This window comes from uncultured Hymenobacter sp. (genome assembly GCF_964242765.1).
Taxonomy (GTDB): Bacteria; Bacteroidota; Bacteroidia; order Cytophagales; family Hymenobacteraceae; genus Hymenobacter.
Genome location: NZ_CAXTBM010000075.1, coordinates 1 through 12847, shown reverse-complemented (window position 1 = coordinate 12847; position 12847 = coordinate 1). Strand labels below are relative to the sequence as shown.

Sequence of the window (12847 nt, the reverse complement as noted above, 5' to 3'; positions counted from 1 at the left end):
CGTTACCTCTGAGATAGGAAAAGAGATAATTTTTATTACTATCTGGAAATTCCTACCTTAGCCTTTGGGTATTTCTTCATGTTATGGCTAAAAATCAGTATCCGGGCACGACCTTCGAAAAAAGCCGTAACCGCTGGAAAGGACAAGTACGCATCAACGGAAAAACCAAGAGTGTGGGCTACTTCGATACCCAGCCCGAAGCTTATGCCGCCGTGCTGGCCGCCAAGCGCGATATGGCCCCCGCCGTTGAGCCCGAGCAGTTGATGCAGTCGGAAAGCGACACGTACCGTCTGGAAATTCAAGACAGCCGGCGCACGACCACCGTAGCCCAAAGCAACGTGCTGATCGAGCACCCCTGGGCCATGACGTTGCTTGAGGCCCGCATCTTTGTGCTCTTACTGCGAGGATTGCGGCGCGATGAGGCCGATAGCAAGCGCATCGTCATCCCCTTGTCGGACTTGGTGGGCGACCAACCTATCGGCGGGCGCGGCTATCAATACCTACATGTGGCCATGGACGGGCTTGACGCCATCCGCATCGACCTGCCCATGCCCAACCGCAAGAAAGACTACCACAAGGTGCCTCTGGTGCATTCGCTGAAGCTAGATAGTGGGCAGGGCACCATCTCCGGCTACTTCTCCAACGATGTAATTCCTTACCTGACCAACCTGACCGAGAACTTTACCCTCGGCCAGGTAGCCGATCTGCTCAGTATCAAGAGCCCCAACACGCACAAGTTCTACTGGATTATGCAGATGTGGAAGTTCAAGAGTCCGCACACGGTCGACGTTGATACGCTACGCGAGCTGACCACAGGCGAGGCTTATCCCCAGTTTGCTGATTACCGCAAGTATGTATTAAAGCCGTCGCTGGAAGAGTTGAATACGCTCAACTTCGATATTTCTTACACCGAGAAAAAGAAGGGGCGCAGCGTAGACTCGATTGAGTTTCATATCCACTACAACGGACCCAGCAGACTGCAGCCCAAACAGTTGCAGCTACAACTCGGGGAAGCAACGCTCCCTGCCCCGGCCTCTGAACAGCCCCAGCCCGCAGCGCCCGCCCTCGACTTTCGCAGCCGCGTGGCCGGCCGCATGCGCAAGTTCAAGCTGGAAGACTACCAGATCGACCGCATTCTTTCGCTCACCGACCCGGAACTGCAAAAGCTTATGAAAGACACGCATCAGTTGCTGAAGGAGTACGAGGCGGGCACCAAAATCTTCGATAACATTGCTGCCACGGCCATGAGCAAGATCAACAGCTTGTTTCCGCAGCTCTATCCCAAGCAGAAGGCCGGGGCCTAGTCCCCATAAAAGGACTTAGCAGCGCAAGACGGGATGAATGAAGGAATGGCCAAGCTGTACTTCTAACGGCACTACCGCGACCACTCTGAAACGAGACCTTAGACTGACCCCGGCAAAGGGGAGTGGCTTCACCCTGGTGCAACAAGTATGCAATTCGGCGAACCTTAATTAGGAGCATCCTTTAGGCTTTGTAAACCCCGTTGACCGAACAAAGTGGTTGATGCCACCGTCGAGTCGCGCCGCTAGCGTCAAATGACAACTTAGGCCTCTTGTGGTACACCCACCTGCAAATAGGGATTGCTGCCATGCGAATCTAGAACCTATTGGCTAGAACTAGTGACTCACTTTTGTATAAAAAATAGTTTAATAAGTTATATATAATCTTAAAAATGCACGTAACAAATAAAAAAATTATAATTAATTATTTTTTTATTTACATATAATAATATTACTTAGTAGCAAGAAAAGCACCTCTATTGGCTATCCACTCAATTGCGCTTCCACTTGGAAGATGCATAAGAGTCCTGTTTTGTCCATACGCCCGTATGGCTCGGCTCAACACTAGTCTCTCAACTATTTAATCCTACTCGCCTGATTTCTTCTGTGCCTCTTTATTGAGAGGTATGGGTACCTATTTGCCTAGTGCAAAACACGGTACGCAATCGATTGCTACTCCCTCACCTTTGCATGACTCATGATACTACTTGTACGACGCTATACCACGTTTGGTGGAAATCGGAAAGCTTTTTCATCACTGCCTCTCCTTTCTTTTATTATAAGTGCTGTAAAAGCAATAGCTGTTCATCTTTTCTCATCAAAGGATTACGGCTATTTAGCTAAAGCCATAGTTATATTTTCATTCTGCATTGGTGTGTCTGCTAGTCGGGCGCAGGCCCAAGCCAACGCTATTGTAACTGAAAACGCCTTGGCCGGCAGTCCGTCTACGGAATGGCAAATTGTTGGGGCTGGTGACTTATCAATCCAAGGATTTGCTACTGATATCAGCTACAACAAAGGGGAACGGGCTCGATTTAAAATTAAAACTACGGCTACTGCCTACACGGTTACCATTTATAGGTTAGGCTACTACCAGGGTAACGGGGCCCGTTCGGTGGGAACAGCTTCCATAACCGCTGGCGTGACTTTGCCCCAAGCGCAAGGCAATTGCATCACCGACGCCAGTACCGGCCTTTTGGATTGTGGTAACTGGGCTGAATCGGCCTTTTGGGACATTCCTGCCAGCGCGGTTTCGGGCGTTTATATTGCCAAACTGACTCGTTCCGGTAGCCAGAACGCCAGCCACATTGTGTTTATCGTGCGAGACGATGCCGGGAATTCCGACTTGCTGTTTCAAACGTCGGACGCTACTTGGCAGGCGTACAATGTATACGGCGACGCCAACAACGGCAAGAGCCTGTACGCCGGGGCCGGAGGCAAAGCGTCGAAGGTGAGCTACAACCGGCCCTTTCTCACGCGCAGTGGGGGTGGGGGCGGTGGCCCCGAGGAGGACTGGCTTTTCAACGCGGAGTATCCGATGATTCGCTGGCTAGAGGCCAATGGCTACAACGTGAGCTACACCACCAACGTGGACACCGACCGGCGCGGCGCCTTGCTTACCACCCACAAGGTGTTTATGTCGGTGGGGCACGACGAGTACTGGTCGGTGACGGCCCGGACCAACGTGGCGGCGGCGCGCACGGCAGGCAAGCACTTAGCCTTTTTCAGCGGCAACGAAGTGTACTGGAAGACGCGCTGGGAAAGCAACCACCGGACCTTGGTATGCTACAAGGAAGGAGCTCAGGGCGAAAATACCTGCAACGGAAAGTGCGACCCTTCGACAGAATGGACGGGCCTGTGGCGGGGCGGCTGCGACTTCCCGAATGGCGGGGCCTGCCGGCCAGAAAACGAGTTGAGCGGACAAATCAGCTGGGCTGAAAATACCGGGCCCTTGGAGGTGCCGGCTACCTACAAGAACCTGCGCTTTTGGCGCAACACCTCCGTGGCGGCACTCGCCAACGGCGCCACGGCCACCCTGACGGCCGGTACTATTGGCTACGAGTGGAATCCGGAGCAGGACGCGTTTCGCAGCACGTACCCGGCCGGCCGCATGCTCCTTTCGCAAACCGTGCTCGGGGGCAAAACTCACCACCTTTCCCTTTACAAGCACAGCAGCGGGGCACTTGTGTTCGGCGCGGGCACCGTGCAATGGTCGTGGGGGCTCGATGGCAACCATGACCGGGCCATCGTTGGGGCGGGTGCTGCCCCCAGCCCAGTGATGAAGCAGGCAACGGTCAACCTGTTTGCGGATATGGGTGTGCAGCCTGGCTCGCTGGAAACCGGCTTAATAGCCGCTACCGCTTCTACGGATACGCAAGCACCAACGGTCGTAATCAATTCGCCAACGGCGGGAGCTTCGTTGCCTAGTGGCCAGGGAGTTACGGTTACTGGCACCGCCTCCGATGCCAGCGCGGTGGCCGGCGTGGAAATATCCACCGACGGTGGCACGAGCTGGCGCCTTGCCACGGGTACCACTAGCTGGACCTACGCCTGGACGCCCTCGACGCAGGGACTCGCGACCATCCGAAGCCGCGCCTTCGATGATTCAGGCAATATGAGCGCCCCTGTTGTTGTGAACGTTACCGTTGCGCCGCCGGGTGCAGTGGTGTGTCCTTGTACCCTGTTCCAGCCTAACACAATTCCCACCGGCAACCTCAACAACGACGGACAAGCTATTCAGCTGGGCATGAAGTTCCGGTCCACTGCAACTGGGTTCATCACCGGGGTCCGGTTCTATAAGCAGAGCGGCAACACAGGTACGCACATCGGGCAGCTCTACAGCAGTACCGGTACGCTGTTGGCCCAAGCAACTTTTACCAGTGAAACCGCTAGTGGCTGGCAGCAGGTGGCTTTTTCCAACGCGGTAGCGGTAACGGCGGGTACCACCTACCTGATTTCGTATCATAGCAGCAGCGGCAACTATTCCGCTCAGAATCCTGGTTTTGGTCAGGCTATCGTGAATGGACCCTTACGCGGTTTGGCCAGTGGGGAAGACGGCCCTAATGGCGTGTACTTGTACACCGCCAGTCCTGCCTTGCCAACGAATAACTTTCAAACCAGCAATTACTTTGTGGACGTGGTGTTTAACACCACGGTGGGCCCCGATACAAGCCCCCCATCAGTTACCTCGACCACGCCCACCAATAACGCGGCCGGCGTAGCAGTAGCAAACAACATCAGCGTCACCTTCAGTGAGGCGCTGGACCCCGCTAGTGTTTCAACCAGCACCATCCAGCTACTGAATGGCAGCTCACCGGTAGCAGCTACCGTGGCCTATACGCCCGGCAGCCAAACGGTTACCCTCGATCCAACTAGTTCGCTGAACTTCTCCACTACCTATACCGTGTCCGTGCGGGGCGGCAACACCGACCCGCGTGTCAAGGACGTGGCCGGCAATGCCTTGGCCGCCACCTACACGGCGTCTTTCACTACGCGCAGTACCCCGCCCCCGGCGTTGCCTTCCCCCAATGAAGGGCCGGGTGGTCCTATTCTGGTGATTAGCGCCTCCGCGAATCCGTTCAGCCGCTACCCCGTGGAGATTCTGCGGGCGGAAGGCTTCAACGAGTTTGCCGCCAAAGACATAATGGAAGTGCGAGCCAACCCCAGCTTGCTTAACAGCTACGACGTTGTTGTGCTGGGAGCCATTGCGCTGGTGGCCGCCGACGTACCGCTGCTTACCAACTGGGTGAATGCCGGCGGCACCCTGATTGCCTTCAAGCCCGATGCGCAACTGGCTTCCTTGCTGGGTATCACGCCCGTAGGCGGCACGCCGCTTGCCGACAAGTATGTGTTGGTGAACACCACGAGTGGGCCGGGTGTGGGCATCGTCAATCAAACCATGCAGTTTCATGGCGCTGCCGACCTTTACACGCTCAACAGCGGCACCACCAGCCTGGCCACGTTGTATACCAGCTCGACGGCCGCTAGCAGCAACCCAGCCGTCACGCAAAAGCTGGTGGGCACCAACGGCGGCAAAGCCATTGCCTTCACCTACGATTTGGCCCGTTCCATCGTCTATACCCGCCAGGGTAACCCCGCGTGGGCCGGACAGAAGCGCGACGGGGAATCCGGCCCTATTCGGTCGGATGATATGTTTTATCGGGATTGGATTGATTTCGACAAAGTGGCCATTCCGCAGGCCGATGAGCAGCAGCGCCTGTTAGCCAACATCATCGTGAAGGGCAACAAGAAACCCCTGCCCCGCTTCTGGTATCTGCCCCGGAGCCTGAAAGCTGCCGTCGTCATGACCGGCGACGACCATGGCAATGGCGGCACCGTGGGCCGATTCGACCAATACCTGAGACAAGGACCTAACACGCCGCTGGACGTGGCCAACTGGAGAGCAATCCGGGGTACATCGTATATCTATCCTAGCACGCCCATGACCGATGCGCAAGCGGCGGCCTTCGAGGCGCAAGGATTTGAGATAGGCTTGCACTTGAACACCAATTGCGCGGCCTGGACGCCGACTTCCCTCCGGAGCTTCTTTGACACGCAATTGCCGCAGCTGGCGGCAGAGTTTCCTAGCATCTCGCCTACGTCCACCCACCGGACGCACTGCATTTCGTGGAGCGACTGGGCCAGTCAGGCCAAGATCGAGGCCGAGCGCGGCATCCGGCTGGATGACAACTATTACTACTGGCCCGGCGCCTGGATTCAGGACCGGCCGGGCCTGTTCACCGGCTCGGGCATGCCCATGCGCTTTGCCGACTTAGATGGCACCCTCATCGACTGCTACCAGGCTGCCACGCAACTCACCGACGAGTCGAACATCACTTACTCCACCCACATCAGCACCTTGCTGGAAAACGCGCTGGGCCCCAAAGGCTACTACGGCGTGTTCACGGCCAACATGCATACCGACCAAAATAGCTCTCCGGGTTCCGATGCCATTGTTGCTGAGGCGATACGCCGGCAGGTACCAGTGATTTCGGCCAAGCAGATGCTAACCTGGCTGGATGGCCGCAACAACTCCTCGTTTGGGGCCATGACCTGGAACGCCAATAAGCTAAGCTTCTCGGTAACGGTCTGGGACAATGTTCTTAACCTGGAGGCAATGTTGCCCGTGGAGGCAGTTGCCGGCCGCTTGCTTAACCTGACCGTAAACGGGGCGGCCGTCAGCTACCGTACGGAAACCATCAAGGGGGTGCCGTACGCCTTCTTTCCTGCCAGCACCGGCACCTACCTAGCAACCTACGACGCTGTAGCGTGCACAACCCCCACGGCTACCATTGCCGCCGTGGAATCTTCGGTGTGCCCTGGCAGCCCGGTTGCGCTCAGGTTATCCACCGCTACGGGTCAGGCCCCCTTCAATTTGGTGGTCAATGGCGTGACTTATCCCAATGTGACCGTGGGCCAAACCTTTGCCACTTTCAACTCCGGCGAGGCAAGCATCTGGGGCAACACGGGAACTCCCACTACACCCTACGTAACGGATGGCAACCAAGCCATCGAAGTGGGTACCAAGTTCCGGGCCGCGGTGAGCGGTATGGTTACGGGTATCCGGTTTTACAAGGGCGCGGGCAACACGGGCACGCACGTAGGCTCGCTCTGGAATGCGACCGGCACCAAGCTGGCCACGGCTACCTTCAGCGGGGAAACACCCTCGGGCTGGCAGGAAGTGCGCTTTTCGACGCCGGTAGCCATTACGGCGGCCACCACTTACATCGTTTCCTACTACTCGCCGGATGGTGGGTTTGCCATCAGCCCAGGTTTTTTCAACGGCACAAGCGTTATCAATGGCCCGCTCACCGCATTGCAGGCGGGCACCGATGGCGTGAACGGGGTATTTCGGTATGGCAACGGCGGCGGATTTCCCAACGGCGGCAACGATGCCAACTACTGGGTGGATGTGCTCTTCAAAGAAAACGCCGCCGCGGGGCCCCAAAACTATGTTCTGACCAGCATCACCGATGCCGGGGGCTGTGTGGCTTCGGGCACCTCCCTAAGCGCGGTGCAGGTGACCACTAACCCATTGCCGGCGGGTACGTTGGCGGCTAGTCCGGTCCAGGTCGGCCAACCTATCAATCTCACCTTCACGGCCACTGCCGGTACCGGACCGTTTGCGCTGGTGGTCAACGGAACTTCCTATCCGAATGTGGCCAGTGGCACCGCCTTCAATACCGGCGTAGTAGCCTCCTCGTCCTCGGCAACGAACAGCATCTGGAGCAACGCCACTGTCCCGGCCACTGCGGCCTTCAACGACCCTTCCTCCACCGAACTAGGCGTGAAGTTCCGTTCGTCCGTGGCCGGCCAGATTACCGGTATTCGCTTCTACAAAGGAGCGACCAACACAGGCACGCATACCGGCACGTTGTGGAGTAGTGCGGGCGCCCAACTGGCAACGGCTACTTTCGTCAACGAAACGGCCTCGGGTTGGCAGGAAGTGTTGTTTTCGACGCCGGTTAGCATCACCGCCAACACCACATACGTTGCGTCCTATCATGCTCCAGTTGGTAACTACGCTGTCAATTCAGCGTTCTTCGCCACTACGGGCGTTACCAATGGGCCGCTAAGAGCGCTGGATACCAACGAGGTGGTGGGGGGTAATGGTGTATTTGTAGGTAGTGCGAGTACGGCTTTCCCTAACCAGAGCTTCAATGCTACCAACTATTGGGTGGATGTGGTATTCACTCCCAGTAACCCCAATACGTTTGTCCTCACCAGCATCACCGATTCCAAAGGCTGCGTCAAGCAAGGCGACTTGCAAGTGCTGACGGTGCAGCCAACGACCACCGCTACCGCCCAAACCATTACGTTTGCGCAGCCTTTGCCCAACGTAACAACCAGTGCCGGTCCTATTGCCCTGACGGCCACCGCCTCTTCGAATTTACCTGTGTCGTATGAGGCTACCGGGCCAGCTACCGTCAGTGGCAGCACCCTCACGCTGACAGGAGTTCCCGGCACGGTTACCGTAACGGCTAGGCAAGCCGGCAATGCCACCTACGCCGCCGCCCCCGAGGTGGTACGCACCTTCACGGTTACGGCGGCCGTAGCGGCTTGCTTCAGCGACCAAAATGCTGGAAATTTCACGGCGGGCACGGTGGGCACGAGTACGTATGGGCCCGCGGCCGGCGGGGTAATTCTTAAGCCCCAGGTTGTGCAGGAGTTTGCAACGGTCCCACCGGCCACGGAATGGCAAAGCTTCCTCTGGCCCAACACCAGCGCTGTAGCTACTACCGTCTCTGGCGGGCAAGCTATTGTGAGTGGCACGCGCTTGAACACAGAGCCGGAAATTGCTACATCCGGCCCCGGCACGTCAGTTGAGTTCACCGCTACGTTCGGCAACGCCAGCAATCAACACGTTGGGTTCGGCGCGGGCAACAACGCTGCCATGTTCAACACGGTCAGCATTTGGGCGATGTTCAGTACGGGTAGCAACAGTGCAACGGGCTTGAAAGCGCGCGTCAGCAATGGGGGCGCCCCCAACGATTTTACCATTCCCGGAAGCACGAATCTATTCGGGTCGCCTCACCGCTACCGGATCGACTGGAAAGCAGCTAGCATCGAATTTTACGTTGATGGCACTTTGGTGCACACCAGCGCTGTGGCGTTGACTACGCCCATGCGCGTGGGTGCCAGCGACTTCGCGGCGGATGGCGTTACATTAAGTCTGGACTGGGTTCGGCTGAGTCCTTTTGCCGGCGCGGGCAGCTTCACTTCCCGGGTGTACGATGGCGGCAGCGCTAAAACCTGGAATGAGGTTACCTGGGCGGCGGACTTGCCGGCGGGCACCAGCCTGCAACTGTTGCAACGGCAAGGCAATACGGCCACTCCGGATGGGAGCTGGACATCATTTGCCGCCATTTCGGCTAGCGGCGCGACGGTGGGGGGCACTTCCCGCTACATCCAGTACCGAGCTGATTTAACTACTACTCTCACCTCTGCCACTCCAACGCTGCAAAGCGTGGCGTTCAACTGTGCTACCCCGGCGTGCCCTCCCGTCGTCTTCACGCCCGCAACGGGCACCACGTTGGCGCCGGCAACCGTAGGAGTGGCTTACAGCCAAACCCTGAGCACGGCCCCCGCTGGCTATACTCTAACGGCCACCGGCCTGCCAGCCGGTCTGACGCTGGATGCTACTACTGGCATCATCAGTGGAATTCCTACGGCCACCGTGGCCAGTGCGAACGTAACTGTGACGGCCACCAAGGACGCCTGCACCGGAACGGCCGCCTACACCCTGTCGGTAGGGGCAGCCAACCAAGCCCCGGTGCTAGCGGCGGTCGGCAACAAGTCGGCTACGGTGCTCGTGCCGCTTTCCTTCACGGTCAGCGCCAACGACCCGGATGGCGGAACCCTTACCTACAGCTTGACTGGAACAGTGCCCACCGGCGCGACCATAAATCCAACTTCGGGCGCCTTCAGCTGGACCCCAACGCAGGCGCAGGTTGGTTCTCACACCTTCAAAGTGGTGGCTTCGGATGGCCCAGCCTCCGACGACGAGGAAATCACCATCACCGTGGCCAACGGGGCTCCCACCGATATTGTCTTGAGTCAGGCCGGCGTCCCCGAGAACAGACCTAGTGGCACCGCGGTTGGCAGCTTCAGTACGGGGGCCGCTGGCCCGCAAACGTACGCCTACACGCTGGTAGCGGGCCCAGACGCCTCCGATAACGCTTCGTTCCAAATTACCGGCAGCAGCCTCACGACCAATGCTGCGTTTGATTTCGAGGCCAAAAACACTTACGCCATCAGGGTACGAGCAACCGAAAATGGCGCCCCCAATAATTCGTTCGAGAAGGTGTTCGCCATTACGGTCACCGACGTGAATGAAGCGCCGGTTATGGCCAGCCAAACTTTTGCCGTCAGTGAGAACAGTGCCAACGGTGCCGTGGTCGGGGAGGTAATGGCCACCGACCCCGATGCAAACCAATCGCTGACTTACAGCCTCACGGCGGGTAACACCAGCAACGCCTTCGTGCTGGTCGGCAATTCGTTGCGCGTCAACAACAACACCGCTCTGGATTTCAGCATCAATCCCACTTTCACCTTGACGGTGCGGGTAGCGGATTCGGGAACTCCCGCCCTCAATACCACGGCCACGGTGACAGTAAACGTAACCGATGTCAATGGCCCGCCAGTTATTGCCGCGCAACAATTCTCCGTCAACGAGAATGCGGCCATCAACAGCGTTGTCGGGGTTATTGCCGCCTCTGATCCGGATGCTGGCCAGACCCTGGCGTACAGCATAACCGCTGGCGATGCCAATGGCGTCTTCAAACTTGTGGGCAACAGCCTGCAAGTGGCCAACAGCACCGCCCTGGATTACGAGGTTTCTCCGCAGTTCATCTTAACGGTCCAAGTCACCGACAACGGGGTGCCAGCGCTCCGTAATTCCGCCCAGGTAACTATTGCGCTTAACGCGGTAAACGAAGCCCCCGTGCTAGCCAATGTTCCGGCTACAGCCACGATACCAGAGTTGTTGCCTTACAGCTTCACGGCCACGGCCAGCGACGTTGATGGTGATGCGCTAACTTTCTCGTTGCTAACCGCACCAGCGGGAGCGGCCATCAATGCCGTAACGGGAGCCTTCACTTGGACTCCCACTGACGCGCAGGGGCCGGGCAGCTACTCCTTCCGAGTGCGGGTTACGGACGGGCTCCTTAGCATGGAACTGCCGATTACAATCAGTGTAACGTCCACGCAAGCGCCCGTAGCCAATGCCGGATCGGATCGGACGTTGACGCTGCCCACCAACAGTGTGGTGCTCACCGGAACTGGTACGGACTCGGACGGGACCATCACGGGCTATAGTTGGACCCAAGTCGGGAATACGCCCAGCCTAGCAACTTTGACGGGCGCAACCACCACAAGCCTAACCGTCAGCAACTTGGTGGCCGGCAGCTACACGTTTGCCTTAGTGGTGACCGACAATGCGGGGCTGGCCAGCGCCGCCGATCAGGTCAGCGTCACAGTCACCTCGGCCCCCACCGGCGGGGTGACGGCCCTCTACCGCCTCAACGCGGGTGGGCCCGCAACCAGCACCTCGATCGGGGCCTTCGCGGCCGATCAGTACTTCACCGGCGGCAACCCCTCCGGCGGGGGGGGCGCCATTGCCGGCACCACCGATGACGTGTTGTACCAGACCGAGCGCTGGGGCGCGATGAGCTACAACCTGCCCGTGGCCAACGGCACCTACACCGTCAAGCTCCACTTTGCCGAGGTCTACTTCAGCAACCCCGGCCAGCGCGTGTTCGACGTGGCAGCCGAGGGCACGAGGGTGCTCACGGCCTACGATATTCTCAGGAAGGTGGGCCGCAACACGGCCACGGTCGAGACCTTCACAGTGAACGTTACGGACGGCCAGCTCACCCTGGCTTTCAGCAAGGGGGCGGCGGGCGCCGACGAGCCCAAGGTCTCGGCCATCGAGGTGCTTACCACCGGTGCCACGAGCAACCAGGCTCCTGTGGCTAACGCGGGGCCAGACAAGACCCTGACCTTGCCCACGAGTAGCGTAGAGCTTGCAGGGTCTGGCACGGATGCCGACGGTACGGTGGCCACCTATGCCTGGACGCAAGTGAGCGGCCCGAACACGGCCACCTTTACTAGCAAGACGGTACCTCAGCCCACCGTTAGCGGCCTCGTTGCCGGCAGCTATGTGTTCAGCTTGATAGTGACCGATAATCAAGGCTTAGCCAGCGCCGCCGATCAGGTCAGCGTCACAGTCACCTCGGCTCCTACCGGCGGGGTGACGGCCCTCTACCGCCTCAACGCGGGTGGGCCCGCAACCAGCACCTCGATCGGGGCCTTCGCGGCCGATCAGTACTTCACCGGCGGCAACCCCTCCGGCGGGGGGGGCGCCATTGCCGGCACCACCGATGACGTGTTGTACCAGACCGAGCGCTGGGGCGCGATGAGCTACAACCTGCCCGTGGCCAACGGCACCTACACCGTCAAGCTCCACTTTGCCGAGGTCTACTTCAGCAACCCCGGCCAGCGCGTGTTCGACGTGGCAGCCGAGGGCACGAGGGTGCTCACGGCCTACGATATTCTCAGGAAGGTGGGCCGCAACACGGCCACGGTCGAGACCTTCACAGTGAACGTTACGGACGGCCAGCTCACCCTGGCTTTCAGCAAGGGGGCGGCGGGCGCCGACGAGCCCAAGGTCTCCGCTATCGAGGTGCTCACTACAGGCGCTGCCAGTAACCAGGCGCCCGTGGCTAACGCGGGGCCAGATAAGACCCTGACCTTGCCCACGGCTAGCACGACGCTCAGTGGCGCGGGCACCGACCCGGATGGCACGGTAGCCACCTACGCCTGGACCCAGGCCAGCGGCCCGAACACGGCTACGTTCTCGAACAGAACAATAGCCCAACCCACTGTCAGCAACTTGGTGGCCGGCAGCTACACGTTTGCCTTAGTGGTGACCGACAATGCGGGGCTGGCCAGCGCCGCCGATCAGGTCAGCGTCACAGTCACCTCGGCCCCCACCGGCGGGGTGACGGCCCTCTACCGCCTCAACGCGGGTGGGCCCGCAACCAGCA

General features: G+C 58.9%; 2 protein-coding genes. Both read left to right on the top strand.

What is annotated here, in order from left to right; translation table 11 throughout:
• Positions 1-83 precede the first annotated feature (83 nt).
• Positions 84-1304: a RepB family plasmid replication initiator protein gene (locus tag ACFE7X_RS21745; RefSeq protein ID WP_375437791.1), complete on the top strand. Its 1221-nt coding sequence runs from the start codon at positions 84-86 to the stop codon at positions 1302-1304.
• Positions 1305-2175: 871 nt separating this feature from the next.
• On the top strand, positions 2176-12847 hold a 10672-nt coding region (locus ACFE7X_RS21740), incomplete at its 3' end, for a DUF4082 domain-containing protein (RefSeq protein WP_375437790.1).

Bases quoted from the DNA above. Each gene is read 5' to 3' on its own strand.
- ACFE7X_RS21745 (WP_375437791.1), top strand. From the start codon at position 84: ATGGCTAAAAATCAGTATCCGGGCACGACCTTCGAAAAAAGCCGTAAC.